At 58.4% G+C, this 14,605-nt stretch carries 20 protein-coding genes and 1 pseudogene; 2 read left to right on the top strand and 19 right to left on the bottom strand.

Going from position 1 to position 14,605, the window contains the following annotated elements; translation table 11 throughout:
• Window positions 1-604: 604 nt before the first annotated feature.
• The 14 genes from ACVI1L_RS22630 to ACVI1L_RS22565 form a co-directional block, all read right to left on the bottom strand.
• Window positions 605-1,078: a Rieske (2Fe-2S) protein gene (locus ACVI1L_RS22630; protein ID WP_253640827.1), complete on the bottom strand. Its 474-nt coding sequence runs from the start codon at window positions 1,076-1,078 to the stop codon at window positions 605-607.
• The gene (locus tag ACVI1L_RS22625) at window positions 1,075-1,296 is read right to left on the bottom strand and encodes a hypothetical protein (RefSeq protein WP_253640828.1); all 222 of its coding nucleotides are present in this window, start codon (window positions 1,294-1,296) and stop codon (window positions 1,075-1,077) included. Before ACVI1L_RS22625 ends, ACVI1L_RS22630 begins: the two co-directional genes overlap by 4 nt.
• A 348-nt stretch (window positions 1,297-1,644) precedes the next feature.
• Window positions 1,645-2,799, bottom strand: coding sequence for a DegT/DnrJ/EryC1/StrS family aminotransferase (locus tag ACVI1L_RS22620; protein WP_253641096.1), 1,155 nt, complete (start codon window positions 2,797-2,799; stop codon window positions 1,645-1,647).
• 44 nt (window positions 2,800-2,843) lie between these two features.
• The gene (locus tag ACVI1L_RS22615; protein WP_253640829.1) at window positions 2,844-3,113 is read right to left on the bottom strand and encodes a hypothetical protein; all 270 of its coding nucleotides are present in this window, start codon (window positions 3,111-3,113) and stop codon (window positions 2,844-2,846) included.
• A 34-nt stretch (window positions 3,114-3,147) separates the two neighbouring features.
• The gene (locus ACVI1L_RS22610) at window positions 3,148-3,507 is read right to left on the bottom strand and encodes a DUF3024 domain-containing protein (RefSeq protein WP_253640830.1); all 360 of its coding nucleotides are present in this window, start codon (window positions 3,505-3,507) and stop codon (window positions 3,148-3,150) included.
• 14 nt (window positions 3,508-3,521) lie between these two features.
• The gene (locus tag ACVI1L_RS22605) at window positions 3,522-3,761 is read right to left on the bottom strand and encodes a nitrogen fixation protein NifZ (protein WP_253640831.1); all 240 of its coding nucleotides are present in this window, start codon (window positions 3,759-3,761) and stop codon (window positions 3,522-3,524) included.
• 11 nt (window positions 3,762-3,772) lie between these two features.
• Window positions 3,773-4,078: a nitrogen fixation protein NifZ gene (locus tag ACVI1L_RS22600; RefSeq protein WP_253640832.1), complete on the bottom strand. Its 306-nt coding sequence runs from the start codon at window positions 4,076-4,078 to the stop codon at window positions 3,773-3,775.
• A 1,256-nt stretch (window positions 4,079-5,334) separates the two neighbouring features.
• Window positions 5,335-5,559, bottom strand: a complete 225-nt coding sequence (locus ACVI1L_RS22595) for a 4Fe-4S binding protein (RefSeq protein WP_253640833.1) — start codon at window positions 5,557-5,559, stop codon at window positions 5,335-5,337.
• 10 nt (window positions 5,560-5,569) lie between these two features.
• Window positions 5,570-7,129, bottom strand: a complete 1,560-nt coding sequence (nifB, locus tag ACVI1L_RS22590; protein ID WP_253640834.1) for a nitrogenase cofactor biosynthesis protein NifB — start codon at window positions 7,127-7,129, stop codon at window positions 5,570-5,572.
• Window positions 7,130-7,470: 341 nt separating this feature from the next.
• Window positions 7,471-8,310, bottom strand: a complete 840-nt coding sequence (locus tag ACVI1L_RS22585; RefSeq protein ID WP_456783821.1) for an SIR2 family NAD-dependent protein deacylase — start codon at window positions 8,308-8,310, stop codon at window positions 7,471-7,473.
• Window positions 8,311-8,330: 20 nt separating this feature from the next.
• Window positions 8,331-8,555 (bottom strand): putative nitrogen fixation protein NifT, encoded by a 225-nt coding sequence (nifT, locus tag ACVI1L_RS22580; protein ID WP_253640835.1) that lies wholly within the window; start codon window positions 8,553-8,555, stop codon window positions 8,331-8,333.
• A complete protein-coding gene (nifS, locus tag ACVI1L_RS22575; protein ID WP_253640836.1) occupies window positions 8,552-9,757 on the bottom strand; it encodes a cysteine desulfurase NifS in 1,206 nt (401 codons plus the stop codon). Before nifS ends, nifT begins: the two co-directional genes overlap by 4 nt.
• Window positions 9,754-10,035 (bottom strand): hypothetical protein, encoded by a 282-nt coding sequence (locus ACVI1L_RS22570; protein ID WP_253640837.1) that lies wholly within the window; start codon window positions 10,033-10,035, stop codon window positions 9,754-9,756. Before ACVI1L_RS22570 ends, nifS begins: the two co-directional genes overlap by 4 nt.
• Before the next feature lie 20 nt (window positions 10,036-10,055).
• Window positions 10,056-10,376 carry a HesB/IscA family protein gene (locus ACVI1L_RS22565; protein ID WP_253640838.1) on the bottom strand — a complete coding sequence of 107 codons (321 nt, stop codon included), beginning with the start codon at window positions 10,374-10,376 and terminating at the stop codon, window positions 10,056-10,058.
• A 276-nt stretch (window positions 10,377-10,652) separates the two neighbouring features.
• Here ACVI1L_RS22565 and ACVI1L_RS22560 point away from each other — a divergent pair, with 276 nt between their 5' ends.
• Window positions 10,653-11,243 (top strand): hypothetical protein, encoded by a 591-nt coding sequence (locus ACVI1L_RS22560; protein ID WP_253641098.1) that lies wholly within the window; start codon window positions 10,653-10,655, stop codon window positions 11,241-11,243.
• Window positions 11,244-11,252: 9 nt separating this feature from the next.
• Here ACVI1L_RS22560 and ACVI1L_RS22555 read toward each other — a convergent pair.
• A pseudogene (locus tag ACVI1L_RS22555) lies at window positions 11,253-11,647 on the bottom strand (Rieske (2Fe-2S) protein).
• A gap of 65 nt (window positions 11,648-11,712) precedes the next feature.
• On the opposite strand from ACVI1L_RS22555, the gene ACVI1L_RS22550 reads away from it, so the two are divergent.
• Complete coding sequence (locus tag ACVI1L_RS22550) at window positions 11,713-11,991, top strand: hypothetical protein (protein WP_456783820.1); 279 nt, start codon at window positions 11,713-11,715, stop codon at window positions 11,989-11,991.
• Window positions 11,992-12,342: 351 nt separating this feature from the next.
• On the opposite strand, the gene ACVI1L_RS22545 is transcribed toward ACVI1L_RS22550, so the two are convergent.
• The 4 genes from ACVI1L_RS22545 to ACVI1L_RS22530 all read right to left on the bottom strand — a co-directional run bounded on the left by ACVI1L_RS22545 (window position 12,343) and on the right by ACVI1L_RS22530 (window position 14,600).
• Window positions 12,343-13,203, bottom strand: coding sequence for a host specificity protein (locus ACVI1L_RS22545; protein ID WP_253640839.1), 861 nt, complete (start codon window positions 13,201-13,203; stop codon window positions 12,343-12,345).
• A gap of 411 nt (window positions 13,204-13,614) precedes the next feature.
• Window positions 13,615-13,914 carry a ferredoxin III, nif-specific gene (gene fdxB, locus ACVI1L_RS22540; protein WP_229157522.1) on the bottom strand — a complete coding sequence of 100 codons (300 nt, stop codon included), beginning with the start codon at window positions 13,912-13,914 and terminating at the stop codon, window positions 13,615-13,617.
• 3 nt (window positions 13,915-13,917) lie between these two features.
• A complete protein-coding gene (locus ACVI1L_RS22535) occupies window positions 13,918-14,127 on the bottom strand; it encodes a CCE_0567 family metalloprotein (protein WP_253640840.1) in 210 nt (69 codons plus the stop codon).
• An 8-nt stretch (window positions 14,128-14,135) separates the two neighbouring features.
• Window positions 14,136-14,600 carry a NifX-associated nitrogen fixation protein gene (locus ACVI1L_RS22530; RefSeq protein WP_253640841.1) on the bottom strand — a complete coding sequence of 155 codons (465 nt, stop codon included), beginning with the start codon at window positions 14,598-14,600 and terminating at the stop codon, window positions 14,136-14,138.
• Between the last annotated feature and the right edge of the window lie 5 nt (window positions 14,601-14,605).

Raw genomic sequence — 14,605 nt, 5'->3', positions numbered from 1 at the left:
GATCGGCCGTCACGAAACCGGCAACACAGCGGTTCTGGATCGCGCCCACAGCCCTCCACGACACCGTCAAGGCGCACTTGCCGCCTCAATGCCGAACAGCGAACACGTGTTATGCATGCGTCCGCAAACCGGCGGTGCGCTGAGGATCGCGGCGCCACTCGCTGAGTGTCGCATTGAGGCGTTTGGTATCGCAATTGCTGCGCGGGCAACAAGCCAGTCTTAGCGGATAGCCAAAAGCTTCTGACACAGGATCGTCATTGTTCCTCCCAAACGATCCTGTCAGTCTGGGTCTCCCCATTCTTGCAGCCCAGACGGTGCCCTCGGCGGACTTCCAGCCGCCGAGGGCATTTCTTGACCATGTTCTATCGGCCGGCAGCAAGAAGCATGTCCCGCCTGCCGGGTCCATTTGGCGAGTTGACGTAAGAGCAACCTTTCGTTGGTGCGGTGGAGCTCGCTGGCCGCCTGGCAGCAATGCGTTGGACTGCCGTTTGCTCTGACAAGCTACGAACGCATAATACCGATCTGCACCAACGCTCAGGAGGGACGATTTCGTCCTCCGATGAAATCCCGCAGCCAAGTTGAACAACAGCCAAGTGATACGCCATCAATCCGGATGGATCGTGATATCCATTGTTTCTTCGCTGTCCTCGAAGCGTTCGGAAGCCCGATCCTCCTCCAGCAGCTTGACGCCGCATAGGCAAACGTCACCTTCGATCACGGCGAGCGCTACCGGCTCAAGCGCTTGTCCATTGCATAGACCATCGATGCACACTCCGGTCTCGATCTCGAACCTTGCACCATGCCGGCCGCATCTGAGAAAGGAATGGTCTGCCGAGAAAAACTCGCCGGAGCCGATGTTCAGCCAGACGCCGTCATGCGGACAACGATTCACATAGCCAAAATAGTCGTTGCCGAAGGTACGCACCACAATAATGGAAAACAGCCGGATCTCGCCGCTATCATCGATACGCGACAGGCTAAAGCCCCTGGCGCCACTCCGCTCGATGGCGTCGGCCGGACAGACGGCAAAAACCTCGATCTGGTCGCCCATTGGGTTCCCGATCATCGCTTGGCTCATCCCGGCCTCGCAGTTTCCTGCTTGAAGGCTTCGACCGCAGTACGGCTCAGTCGGAATATGCCACGGCCACGAGCGAGCGGTCGATATGCCGCGCCAGCGCGGGCGTTGAGAACTTCAAACCATTGGTTCGGCGTGAGCTTTGCCGGTCGCTCGCTGATCTGGACCACTCTTCCGTTCGGAGCGAAGCGGACGTGAATGATGACTTCCTGTACGTTCATGGTAATCTCTGTTTGACTAACTCGAGACACCCCAGCCGAAACGATGATGGCGCGTGCTGGGATTCGAGCATCTTGGTGCGTAGGCCTCAAGCCACGGCATGGGTACGGCACTTTGCGACGATCGAGCAGGTTTTCTGCGAGCGCGAGGCTAGAGCATTTCTCCCGCAGCTTCCCGAACAGTACATGATGCAGCGGCATGTGGCGTGCTCCGGCCTTACGCGGATAGCTATCTGCCCGCGAGGCATCGCATGACATGCGGCTCGCTCGATTTCTCATCTCGCGCACGCCCAGAGCTACGATTGTGCTCAATCGATCCTGCTCCCTTTCATCTGGTGCATAACGATCATCTCAGTAGATCGCCGCACCTGCGCCCACGTTGATCGACGCATCTTTCATGGTCTCCACGATAAACTCGATCTGCTTGTTCGTGAGATGGGTGTGAAACGGCAGCGCTAAAGCGCGATCGGCGACCTTTTCGGTAACCAGGAAATCGCCACGGCGATAGCCAAGGTCAAAATAGTGGCGTTGCAAATGCAACGGTTGGCTGTAGGCAGCGGATTGAACCTGGGCGGCGCGCAGATCATCGATAATGGCGTCCCGACCGGAGCGCGTGAAGCGTGTCCCCAATTGAACGAGATAAAGCATCCAGTTCACATCCGTCACATCGGGACCGACATAAGGCGGCTTGATGCCTTCAAATGACTGGATATGCGCGTTATAGAGCTGCTCGATGAGCCGACGCCGCTCCAGGATTTCATCGAGACGCTTCAGCTGCGCCAGCCCCAAGGCAGCCGTGAGATCGCTCATGCCAGCCTGGTAAGGTGCTGTGCTCGCGACGACAACTGAGAATCGCTCGTCCAGGCGGTGGGCGCGATGGCGGCGCAACCCAACCGCAATATCGATGTCATCCGTCACCACCATTGCGCCTTCACCGCAGCTTAGGGCTACCGGCTGGGCAAAGTCGAACACGGCCAGGTCGCCAAATCGGCCGACGAGCTCCCCCTTGTAGCTCGACCCGATCGCCTCGGTAGAATCCTCCAAGAGCAGCAGCCGGTGGCGCTGTGCGACCGTCCGCAGTTCTGCCCATGGCGCAGGATGACCGTTGGGATTGCCGGCGACTATCGCCCGAGTGCTCGCCGTAATGCTCTCTTCGACCTTCGCTGGAACCAATGTTCCCGACCAAAAGTCGACATCGGCAAATACCACCCGTGCGCCTGCGAGACTGATGGCATGCGCTGCTTCGCGAAAGGCGTAGGGCGAGGCAATGACCTCGTGTCCTGCTCCGATCCCGAGCGCCTTGAGTGCAAGCAGGAGCCCAATAGTACCACTCGAAACCGCAACGGCATGTTTGCGGCCCAGATAGACCGCGAAGGCCTGCTCGAACGCCTCAGTGATCGGCCCGCTGGAGATCTGCGACGAACACAGCAGGGTTTCCACTGCAGAGAGCTCAGCGACGGTAATATCCGGGTCCGACAGTGGGATGAAGGACGCATTATTCTCCACATTATGCGCGCCATCGCACGGATGCTCTGCGAGCTCAGTACCGCTCACTGCGCAGCGGTCCTTTTGGCCAATATGATGCCAGTCGCCCGTGCCGGATCGGCCGTAATCTGCACGCAGTGATCCGATCCATCGATCAGATGGAGATCGAAACGCACAAACTGCCGGAATGGCTGATCCGTCATATCCGACGCATCACAGCGCACACAAGCAAGCTGCGGAAAGCGGCGCCGCAGCTCGACAAACGGCTCCTCCTCGGCCCTGTCGGCCGCAAGCAGCTGCTCGATTTCAATCAATTCCTGCGCAGTGAGCGTCATCGTGGCTCCTCTGTGGCCCCTCAAAAGCCGCCCCTCATTGCCAGAACAGACGCTCCGGATCCGCGTTCAATTCGTCGATCGCTAAAGTCAGGCGGTGATATAGGCTGTAAAATTCCCAGATTCCTTGGGCGTGGTTCTTGCAAAACACCTTCCAAATTCCGCTCACGCCATCATAAAGAATCAGCGCGACGTCGATTAACGCGCCGTCCTTGTCAATATTGCGCGAACAACAGGGGCTCTCGACGAGGTAGCCGGCTTTCACCGGTGTCACCTTCGGCGAGACGTAGAGATAGCGCGTGCGGGAGCTCAAGCTGCGCTCGATCCGCTTGCGATCAAGCTCGTTGGGGTGCGCCACCAGCCCGGTCTTGACCTTCCTCATCAGCCCGGCATTCATGCGAAAGCCTCCCTTCAAAGACCTGTGATTTCTTCTTCAAGACAGCCGATGAGCAACCGCTCTCCAAAATCGACAGTATAGATCGGAACGTTCGCTTTGGTATGGATGGCAACCCTGATGATCTCTCCGGCCACTCCGGCGCCGAGCAAGACCCCGTCAGGCTCCGCATTGGGAAAAGAGCCGTCGTTAATGATATCGACTGCGGTTTTAACCCGCTGGCCCCGCCGATATTTCAGAAAACCGCCTTCATCCACGACACGGCCTCCTACAGCAATGGCACATCATCGATCTCCTCGCAGGCATCCACCGGCTCGAGTTCCTTGCGCTTCATGCCAACGCGGTAGCCGCTTTCCATAAACTCGACACCGTAGATGTAGAACTGTTGCAGGAATGTGCCGATCGAGATGACGTAACCGATCTCTCCCTTCTTGACCAAGATGTCGCCAATCTCCTTGCCACGAAAGGTGCCATCATTCCGGATGGTGCGATTGGCTCGTACCTTTTGGCTAAAACTGAAGACAGGGGGCTCGTCGAGCTCGACGACGTCGCTGTCGCGAACAATACCGCTCATGTAGCGCTCCTCATGCATCGCTCGCCGGCAGACATGCAGGGGTGCTGCCCGGCCCGACCAGGAGACATCCTCCACGATTGTGCTCATCCCTCGCCGCACTCAGCCGATTCGCCCACCGCAATGCGGTTCGCCAGCTTGTGCCGACACCAGGATGTCGCTGTAGGGCAGTCCGTGCCCCGAGTGACAGCCATTCCGCGAGATCTAGCCGCGCTCTGGCGTATCGGCCCGTAGCTACGCCAAGTAGCCCCGCAACGGCAGCGCGACGCGGCACGATGTGTCGGAACTGGACGTCCTCAGCGCAGACCGATTGATTGCGGAGCTGCCGGGCGAAGTGGCGCGCGAGGGCGTCGCCAGCTCCTTGTCGGTCAGCCTCGGCATCATTTCTCCGTATGAAACGATGTTCCGGCTTGGGCGACGAGGCTTCTATGGCCATCGAGCATCGACGATAAGACGACGGCATTGGCCTGCATGGACACGATCGCTCGGATCTCGCCGTCTGCGCGCCACGTGCCGCCGTTGCTGAGCGCGGGATTGCGCTGGGAGAAGTGCTGGAAATGTTGCCGGCACGATCATTTGCGCAAATAGCCGAACGCCGGTAGTCGCAGCCCTTCTTGCGCGACGGACGAGCGCAGGCACTGCAACTAGAGTGATGCCCCGGGGCAGCGTTGCCAATGTGATCGATCTTCGGATTGGCTCCTCCGCTGCAGGACGTCCGCGAACGATTCGGTACCGATCGTGTCAGCCAGTTCGAGTTCGAGCAGCTTGGTCGCTGCCTCGCCCCTGCTTCCAGATTGCCGGCCCATAGCGGGAGGCCGGTGAGATCCTTCAACACGGTGGGATGCAACCGCGGCATGATGATATCGGCGTGATCAAGTGCAGCGTCAGTCACGTTGACCATCCTCCAGTCTTGGCCCGGGACTTCGCCGAACAAAGTGCGCGCGAGCAGCGCTCCCTGACCGGCAGATGCCGACTTGGCTGCTGCCTCGAAGGTCATCGGTAGCTTCGCTCGCCCGGCACATTCCGCGATGTTGCGGCTCGGTAAGGCTGATCCCGCCGGGCATGCGCCGATCAGCGTGACCTCGTCAGTCACATCAACGATAACGGCGCTGGCCAGAAGCCTACGCTCGGAGTTGAGAGGCGTTTTTGGCCTGCCGCGCCAAATGAAATGTCTGCCGACGCTCCGCTGCCGGCGAGCAACGAAGTTTGCAACGCTTTCAGTCCCAGCTCTTGGCATGCCGTTCACGGAAGCTCGCGTCCTAGGCTGGCGCCCGATAGCGGGGCAAGGAGGTGTCAATTACGCAGGTATTGTCGACCGGACAGGCCGCGGCGCATTGCGGCTCGTCGAAATGGCCAACACATTCGGTGCATTTCGTCGCTTCGATGACAAAGCTTCCTCCCTTTTCCGAGATGGCAACGTTCGGGCATAAGGGTTCGCAAGCTGAGCAGCTGGTACACTGAGAGGCGATGATCTTGAATGGCATATACCCCCCTTTACGCCGCGGAGATCAGAGCTCCCTGGCGGATCGCGGCGTCCCCGCGCTTCTCATGCTGGACATCGCCGCTCTTCACCTTGTCTAGATAGGACCTGAACCAGGCGATCGTCGACTTCTCGATGAACTCATGCGCGTATTGATCGACTGGCTCGATCCCGGCCTTGATCAGGTTGCTTTTTGGGCAGCCACCGATCTTGGCCACGAACACCGCATGGCAGTCATGGATGCCACGAATGATGGTCGAAAGCCTGTCCTCCTCGCCATAACCGCCCTGACAGTAGACGTCGACGCGACGGTGACCGATGAATTTGGCGCCGGATGTGGAAAGTTCGTATACTTGGAATTCCTTTGCATGCCCAAAGTGCTCGTTGATGAGTCCCGAGCCCTTCGTTGCGACTGCCACCAGAACCGTGATCGCGCTCGTCTCGCCGGCGAACTGTGTAAGCTCTTGTTGGTGGGCCACGACGCTGGCGGCCCGCTCGTCCTCCACCCTATCTTGATAAGCCTTGCGCGTCCCAAGGTCATATTTGACGTCCATTTTCATGATCTGATCGGTACTGAACTCTGCGCTGCGATCCTCTCCGATCAGTCCGACAGCATCAGCGCGGCACTGGCGACAATGCCGCATCATGTTCATCTTCCCTTCACAAGCATCCTGCAGCGTCTTCAATTCCTGCGCCGTCGGCCCCCGCTGACCGTTTAGGCCAAACACCGTGCCGTACTCAGGCGCGGAGATCAGCGGCATGATATTGTGAAGGAAGGCACCGCGCGCCTTAACCGCCTTGTTGACCTCGACCAGGTGCTGATCGTTGATGTGGGGGATCATCACCGAGTTGACCTTGCACAGGATCCCCCGTTCGCTAAGCATCTCCAGTCCTTGCAGCTGACGGTCGGTTAGTATCCTCGCCGCATCGATGCCGGTATAGCGTTTATGGTTGAAGAAGATCCAGGGATAGATCTTGGCGCCGATTTCGGGATCGATCGTGTTGATAGTGATGGTCACGTGGTCGATTTTGGACCTGACGATCGTGTCAATATGGTCCGGCAGAGCCAGTCCGTTGGTCGACAGACACAGCTTGATGTCGGGGGCCGCCTTGGCGACCAGTTCGAATGTCTTGAACGTCTTTTCTGGATTGGCGAGAGCATCGCCGGGACCAGCGATTCCGAGCACGGTCATCTGCGGAATGGTGGTCGCGACCACGAGCACTTTTCTCACCGCCTGCTCGGGGGTGAGCTTCTCGCTCACCACGCCCGGGCGAGATTCATTGGCGCAGTCATATTTGCGATTGCAGTAATTGCACTGGATGTTACAGGCCGGCGCGACCGCCACATGCATGCGGGCGTAATGATGATGCGCCTCTTCGCTGTAGCAGGGATGGTTCTTCACCTTTTCCCAGATTTCGCTCGGCAGATCGCCTTGGCTTGTCCGTGACCCGCAGTCTGCCTGGGCGGTCTTGGCTGCGATGCGACAGCCCTGTTGCTCGGCGGCAGACTGCATCATCGTGCCGTTATCCAGCGCAGCTTTGGCGTATCCTCCGCCCCCCACGACCGCATTCATTCTCTTTTTCCCCGCAGGCACATTGGCTTCCCAGGACCATCCGTGAGCGAGCCTCTAGACGAGGCGTAGCAACTCACATGCCACGGCGCAGAAGACGAACTTTCATCGGTTTGTCATAGCGTTAGCGGACCCGGCCGACGTTGAGACATGTAAGAGCCGCAGTGATACGCTTGTTAAGAATGCGACAGATGCGTCCCCATCCTCACTCAGAGCTTCGCGGGCTGGCGCGTCAATGATGGCGGCAAAGCGCGCGCAACACCCAGCTCCATCTGAGCGGGCCTTTCGTGCGCCGCCCCCACTCACAACTGGCGATACAAGTCGGGCTATCCAGCTTCACACATCTAACGGTTGAGCAGTATCTCAACCGCGCAAGGGAGCCGAATCGCAAGCGGCGCCAGACCTTGTTCGAGCAGAAAACGGAGCTCGTTGCGCGACAGCGTGTCCGGATCGACGATCGCATAGTGGGCGCCACCCGAGCGCTTGATAATCTGCCGCGCATAGCCGCGCAACAGCTGGTCGTCAAAGCGACAACCGATGAAGAGAAAGGCCCGTCCGCTCCGCCTTTCCTTGATGATGTCCGGAATTGGACTCTGAATGTCAATCTCGGTCACGGCCTCGACATAGTCAGCATCGGAGATCAGGAAGTTGTTGGCTGGACGCACGCTGCCATGCGGCTTATAGAGCACTGTCGCCCAGCTACCGGCCACGGCACTGTCGACCTCTTGGCCAGAGAAATCATAGAAGCGGTACCAACGATTCTCGCCAATGCCGGCACGGGTAATGCCCTGAACTTCACCCCAGCCCTCGCGCTTGCCCAGCGCGGCGCGCATTGCGCCGTCGTACCATGCATCGACGATGACGGGAAGCGACAGGGACGCGAAATGATGATGTAGCGGCGTCGGCTCAGCTGACCGAGCGAAGGCCTGCACCATCAATGTCGTCAGCGTAGAGCGATGTTTGCTGACCTCGATATGCTGCGCCGATGCCCATGCATTGCCTTTGGCCCGCCGAGGCAGTGCAACCTTGCTGGCGAAGAAGTCGGCCAGCGCCTCGGGCGAAGTCGGCACATCGGATCTGGACAGTTCGGTGAGGCCAGGACCGAGATAGGGCACGACGCGCGCAACCCTTAACCCGGCAGCGATGTCGACGAGAATGGTCCTAGCCTCAGCTGCATCGACCAAGTCGACCCGCCGAGGCCCCTTCACTGACCCTCTCCGTCCGTTCCTCGTTTTTTGGCGTCGATTGTGATTGGCAATTTTGTATCGCTCGCCATCTTGGGCAAATCGAGTACCCAACCGTTGGCTATTTTGATCCACCCACCCCAGAGCGTCTCATACTCGGACTCAACGATCGGCTCTTCGAGATCTTTCTTTGGTACGTAGATCGACAGGCCTGCCTCTGGAGACCGGCGGATCATGATTTTCACATTGAACTCCTTGACTGTGAACCATGGCTCGCCAAGCGAGCCGACTCCCGCGAAGCGGCGCGCAGGCGAGCCACGATGTCAGACACGGCGCACACGACCTCGTCGACCTCTGCAAATGAGGTTTCTCGCGATAGCGAGAAGCGCACCGCGCCACGCATGCTCCACGCCGGCACCTGCATGGCCCGCAAGACATGCGATGGCTCCATTGAGCCCGCGTTACAGGCTGATCCGAGCGACACAGCAATGCCGGCCCGATTGAGATGATGGGCGATCGCTTCGCCTTCGAGATGGTCGAAGGCAATATTGGTCGTGTTCGACAGCCGGTTACTGATATCGCCGAGCGCAATGCACTGACCAATGTGCAGTATCCCCTGCTCCAGGCGGTCGCGCAACGCAGCAATGCGAACGCGCTCCGGTTCAAGCCGCTCCGCCGCTAGCTCTGCAGCCTTTCCAAGGCCGACGATTGCGGGAATATTCTCCGTTCCGCCGCGGCGCCGTCGTTCCTGGGATCCGCCCCGGATCAGCGGCCGGAAACTTGTCCCTTTGCGCAGATATAGCGCGCCGATGCCTTTGGGACCATGCAGTTTGTGCGCGGATAGCGACAGCATGTCGATCGCACTATCCTTAAGGTCTACGCGCATCTTGCCGACGGCCTGGACCGCATCGGTGTGAAACAGCGCGCCCGCCTCATGGGTCAACCCTGCAAGAAACTCTACAGGAAATATCGTACCGGTCTCGTTATTGGCCCACATAACGGAGGCAATCGCGGTCCTTGGTCCGAGCGCACTCCGAAACGCCTCGATATCGAGCCGGCCGCGGGAATCTACCGGTACGACATGCGTCTTGACTCCGCTTGCCGCCAATTGCTCAGTTACAGTAAGAACGGCAGAGTGCTCGACTGAGGTGGTGACGATCTCGTCGCGGCCTTCCTGGGTCGCAAGCGCAGAGAGAATCGCGGCATTGTTGGCCTCGGTCCCTCCCGAGGTGAAAACGATCTCACGATCGTATGCGCAGCCTAGCAACCCCCGTAATCTACCCCGGGCCTGCTTCATGGCGACTGCGACTTCGCCGCCAAAGACATGCGTGGATGAAGCGTTGCCGAATTGCTCTGTGAAGAACGGCAACATGGCTTGCACGACGGATGGATCGGTCCGGGTCGTTGCATTATTGTCGAGGTAAATCGGCACTTGAATCCCGCTCAATCCAGCGCCTGGCCGACAGCCGCAATCGGGACGAGACGAACGCATTCGCCGATTTTGTCGACCAGCCTCGTCTGAATGCGGTCCAGCGTCAGTCTAGGACGCTTATAGAACGCGGATGCGCCGTTCAGACTGGCGATGGTCCTGTGACTATTGGTCCCGATGAGCCGACAGTCGCCACGATCGCCATGCAGATCCGCTCGCATCTGTCCGATTGCGCCGCGAATGCGACGCACTCTCGCAGCCGACGATTGCCATACTTCTTCCGGTTCAGCCAGCATGCTGCGATGTTTCCTCTTTATCAGCTGAACGATTTGCCGCAGGAGCAGCTCGCGGCGGCGTTCGGGTTCTGAAAGGTGAAGCCCGAGCTCTCCGGCGCCACGACGAAATCAATGGTCGTGCCGAGCAGATGCTCATGGCTCTTGCTGTCGACAAACACCTTCAGACCGCCGCATTCGATCACGGTGTCACCAAGCGTCGGCGCCTCGGCCAAGCCCATCTTGTATTTGAACCCATTGCAGCCGCCTGCTTCGACCATAATGCGCAGGCCACCGGTCGGGTTCGTCGATGATGCCATCGCGCCTTTGATGGCACTCACTGCGCTGTCTGTCAGGTTGATCATGGCTTACCCTCTCATGAGCTTAGGTCTGCCCGACAATGGCAAGTCATGTGCCAGCGTGCACAAGCTTGACCCCACTTACCTTTTTTTGATCGCATCTGTCGGCTTCGGGACCGGTGTCGAGTTCGTGACAACGCTGCCTGAGGCGATCGCCTCTCGCATACGCGTTTTGTTTCGAGGCACGGCTGGAGGTCGTTACAGATGCGGCGGCAAGCAATTTGCATCGCATCTGGCATCGGCCAGCGCGCCGGTGAAAAGCTCAAATCGAGGACGAATTTAATGACTGCAATCGAGAACACCGCACTCGGTCGACTTGAGAAGGAGGGCCGCCTGCTCAATGCTGTACTCAAGGGCGGGACGACCAAGCCGGGCCGGTTTGGCTTTCGCGGCGACATAGCACTCAAATTTCAGACGCAAGTCGCGGACGAGAAGCGGCCACCGGACTATTCGATCGAACAGGTTCTGACGGTCGCGCAGGACGGAGAACGTACTATCCCGGTACTGGCCGGCTACCTGCACTCGTTCGCCTATCTTGCTGACGTCGCGGCTGTGCTTGACGGTGCGTTAAGCCAAAAGGGCAGCTATTTCTTGTTCTGTAACAACGTCGATTTGCTGGCGAAGTACCACATCAAGCTCGGTGGCATTACCTTCCACGTCCTGCCATGCGATGAATCCACTGTTTGGAAGGAGATGATGGACTTGGTCGGGCTCAACAAGGACGACCTCAAGAAACTGGATGCGGGCGGCAAGCTTGATTACCTCCTCGATGCGGCGAAGGCTCTCGATCTATCCTACGACGAGATCTCCTACGAAGACGGGCTGGAGAGGATGGAGCCGGTAAAAAACCGCAACGAGAACCGGCCGGTCTGAGCGCGGACGTCATTCGTTCCGGGACGCATCGTCTTCGACAAGACGCACGCCGACGACACAGATATCGCCATCCAGAACTGTCAAGGCGATCGGCGTGAGCGTTCTGCCTTACACGGACCATCGACGCACAGCCCGGTTCCGAGCTCGAAGGTGGATCCGTGTTTGCCGCACATCAGCCGGACGCCGTCTGGATCGAGGAACTCGTTTCGTTCCCAGTCCAAAGCAACGCCGTTGTGCTGGCATCTATTGACATAGCCAAGCACCTTCTTACCCCAGCGCACCACAACGATGGACCACGGCCGGTGATTGCCGTCATGATCGAGGACCATAAGGTGGAATCCCATGGCCTTGCGGCTCGGAATGTCGTTAAAACCACAAATCGCGTAAATAGCATCTACCTGCATTCATTGCTCGTCTATCGCAAGGGCTCTGCACTGTTGCTGTGCCTTGAGCTGTAAGAATCGTCCGAGTGCTGCGTGCCGTTCTCTTAGCCCAACGCGCCCCCTTCGGTGCCGCACACCTTGTCCGGCTAGCAGAATCGCAAGCGCGTGCGCAACTCGCTGCTCCTGGCGTAGCGATCCATCCCGCCTCCGGCGTACGCGCATTGGCGCTCTCGGGCGTCTCTATAACGCTGATGTTCTATTTTACCGATAATTTCGTCCATTTGCTGGACGAGCCCGACAAGACGCTCGATCGTATGCTGGAACGCTTCGTTTGGTCGCACTCCCGATGGGGCACCTCGCGCTAGCCGTCGCAGAACGATTTTCACGATCGCCAACTTCGCAACCGCCTAAGTGATATCTCAACGAAAGTACTGATTTCGTGAGCGCAATCGGTTCTCGCATTTGCCTCAGATTGCCGCTCAAAAAGCCGGACTAAAGCAGGTCCTCTCCCAAACCGTACCAAAGCCCCGCTGGCTCGGCGCCGCAGGCCCTCCGGCACGTATGACACAAGGCCGGCCCAGCTCCACCAACCAACTCGCGAACCGGTATCTGGCAAGCATAAGGGAGCGCGACGTGGCGCACGCCCCCTTCAAGGCTACGACTTCTGCTCGTGCGCGAGCTATGGCGAAAAACCGATCGGTTCCGCCGCACTCCGATTATTCCGAATCGTCTTCAACAGCCATTCGTCGAAGTTCGCGCTCCAAGTAAAACGAAGGGTCATCGTCAGATGAATTCGTCTCAACGCTCTCTTGACGACCGCTGCGGGCCTCTTCGACTTTGGAAAGATATTTTGTAGGCTTGTCTACTCGCTGCCACTTGTCGTTCTCGTTCTTCGTCCACACTTCGGGATGCTGGTGAGGGTCGAGCACCCAGTGATTTTGAGCCACGTGAACAAAACCCATTTCAGCCAGACGGGGCTCCATCCCCGGTCGGGCAGGACGTGACAATACCAATGGATGATCGCCGTCCAATCGCAATTGATGCTCGAGCAGGATATCGCCTGCGTTTTCGACGAGCGGGTGAGTAACGCGTAGATCTACTACGGACGTGATATCGTTACGCCCGAACTGTTCTCGAAACCGGTCTCCCTTGATCCGGACCGGGCCACCCACTGCTAGCAGGCCGACACTTTCGTTACCCAGTTGATAGCTGAAGAACCGCGCGGGTCTATTCGGGTCATGGTAAGTGTTGGCATAGGCTCCAGCAACAGTTGCAGCCCACTCAGCTTTCTTCGAGACAAACTCAGGGTACTCTTCTTGTGGGTCGTCTGCGATGTCCATGATATCGCGACGCAAGTATCTCTCCACGAGATCCATGAAGTCGTCTTGTTCGTGGATTTCGATAATGGGTGGATCGGAACTCAGAGAGTATGGCGCCGCGGCCCCCGACGACGACCCACCTCGCTCCATGCGCGCAACTGTTTCCGCAAAACGGGGGCTATCTCCCGCCTCGCTCGAATCATCAGCCTGATTAGCGCTTGTGGACTGGCTGGATGAGCCAACGATTCTGCCATACATCCGGATCGTTCTCCTATCGGCGAATTGCACGCAATCGAGCTCGTGCCGCGCAAGCTCTGCCGACGAGGATACAATCTCTAGCTGACCACAAGCTTACCACGCCACCGGCCCACCACGGGCTCGGCAAGGCATCCGCCGGAAGACAGACAACGACTCGGCCGCCTTAAGGCTCCACTGGATAGATGAACTGCGTGTCCCTTGTCGCGGACGGGCGATCAACGACGTGCCGCTCGACGTTGTTACTCTCAACCAACTAAAATACCCAATCAATCATTTCCAAGTCACTTGGTCTCGGAGGTTTGAGCACGACGGCCTGATCAAAGCTGCGAGCTCACTGACCACGTGCGCGTCATCCGCAGGCGGCGCATGTGCGTGCACTATCCTCTGCTGCGGTTGGACGAGGCGGTCTTCTCACGCGACTTCCGCTCCGACTGAGGCGTGGATCTGGCAATTGGCCGGGCACACCCTGGCGCAGGCGCCGCAGCCGATGCATGCGCCCTGATCATTCAGAACCATGATCTTCTTTTCGATCTCATCGTCCGCGTCATCGTCCAGATCGACAAGCTCGCCCTCTTCGCTGATTCCCTTCAAGGTCATTACATCTCGACCGCACACTTTGAAACAGCGGCCACAACCGATGCACTTCTTGTCATCGATCGATATCAAGTATTCCGGTATCCACTTGCGGCCATCGCGCGCTGCAAATGACATAAGTCAGCCCCTTTGATTGTTTTCAAACGCCTTCAAATCATGGTTCTTGCGCTCGAGTTCGGCATAGGCATCGTACGCCTTCTGCGCCACCGTCATGATCGAGCCCCAGTTGACGGGCAATTCCTCCGACAGGTCGTGCAAATCCATTTTGGCTTGCAGCGCTTTGCCTGACAGCTTCTTCAGTTCTGCTTTCAATGCTTCACGTTCGCTCATGAGCGTCCTCAATAGTTCGCCACGTCCGGAAATCTGCGAACCATCTCGATTCCGTCGTTGACATATTTGTCGCCTTCCTGTGCCAGCTTTACGAGACTAACGAAGCCGAAACGATGCACATCGCGTAGCTGCTTGTTCACGGCGATCAGCCGGCCAGCGATCAACACCACGCGGCCGAAGCCTTCATGATGCAGCTTCATAATGGGCTGGATCATCACACCGGTGACCCTCTCGATCGAGAGCGCGACCGCGTCGAAGAATAGTTCAAGCCGCCACAGCGTGTCCGGATCGGGATCGCCGACAATAGGTAGGGCGCGCCGCTTCTCCTTATCCAAGATATAGGGTTCGAGCAGGTCGAGATCGCTCTTCTTCGTCCAGGCGCCGTTGGCATCCTGAGCACGCCAAATCTTGATCAACTCCATGAGGAACGGTTTGTCGATGCCGCTACCCTGCCGCACAATTTCTTCGGTCATCTCAC

The organism is Bradyrhizobium sp. USDA 4516 (assembly GCF_054055915.1).
The sequence above is the reverse complement of the archived record's forward strand: the minus strand, read 5'-3'. Positions and strand labels throughout refer to the sequence as shown.

What these genes read in the sequence shown, in the direction of transcription:
- ACVI1L_RS22630 (WP_253640827.1), bottom strand. Translation starts at nt 1,078, where the DNA reads ATGAGCCAAGCGATGATCGGGAACCCAATGGGCGACCAGATCGAGGTT.
- ACVI1L_RS22625 (WP_253640828.1), bottom strand. Translation starts at nt 1,296, where the DNA reads ATGAACGTACAGGAAGTCATCATTCACGTCCGCTTCGCTCCGAACGGA.
- ACVI1L_RS22615 (WP_253640829.1), bottom strand. Translation starts at nt 3,113, where the DNA reads ATGACGCTCACTGCGCAGGAATTGATTGAAATCGAGCAGCTGCTTGCG.
- ACVI1L_RS22610 (WP_253640830.1), bottom strand. Translation starts at nt 3,507, where the DNA reads ATGAATGCCGGGCTGATGAGGAAGGTCAAGACCGGGCTGGTGGCGCAC.
- ACVI1L_RS22600 (WP_253640832.1), bottom strand. Translation starts at nt 4,078, where the DNA reads ATGAGCGGTATTGTTCGCGACAGCGACGTCGTCGAGCTCGACGAGCCC.
- ACVI1L_RS22595 (WP_253640833.1), bottom strand. Translation starts at nt 5,559, where the DNA reads ATGCCATTCAAGATCATCGCCTCTCAGTGTACCAGCTGCTCAGCTTGC.
- nifB (WP_253640834.1), bottom strand. Translation starts at nt 7,129, where the DNA reads ATGAATGCGGTCGTGGGGGGCGGAGGATACGCCAAAGCTGCGCTGGAT.
- ACVI1L_RS22570 (WP_253640837.1), bottom strand. Translation starts at nt 10,035, where the DNA reads ATGCTGGCTGAACCGGAAGAAGTATGGCAATCGTCGGCTGCGAGAGTG.
- ACVI1L_RS22565 (WP_253640838.1), bottom strand. Translation starts at nt 10,376, where the DNA reads ATGATCAACCTGACAGACAGCGCAGTGAGTGCCATCAAAGGCGCGATG.
- ACVI1L_RS22560 (WP_253641098.1), top strand. Translation starts at nt 10,653, where the DNA reads ATGACTGCAATCGAGAACACCGCACTCGGTCGACTTGAGAAGGAGGGC.
- ACVI1L_RS22545 (WP_253640839.1), bottom strand. Translation starts at nt 13,203, where the DNA reads ATGTATGGCAGAATCGTTGGCTCATCCAGCCAGTCCACAAGCGCTAAT.
- fdxB (WP_229157522.1), bottom strand. Translation starts at nt 13,914, where the DNA reads ATGTCATTTGCAGCGCGCGATGGCCGCAAGTGGATACCGGAATACTTG.
- ACVI1L_RS22535 (WP_253640840.1), bottom strand. Translation starts at nt 14,127, where the DNA reads ATGAGCGAACGTGAAGCATTGAAAGCAGAACTGAAGAAGCTGTCAGGC.
- ACVI1L_RS22530 (WP_253640841.1), bottom strand. Translation starts at nt 14,600, where the DNA reads ATGACCGAAGAAATTGTGCGGCAGGGTAGCGGCATCGACAAACCGTTC.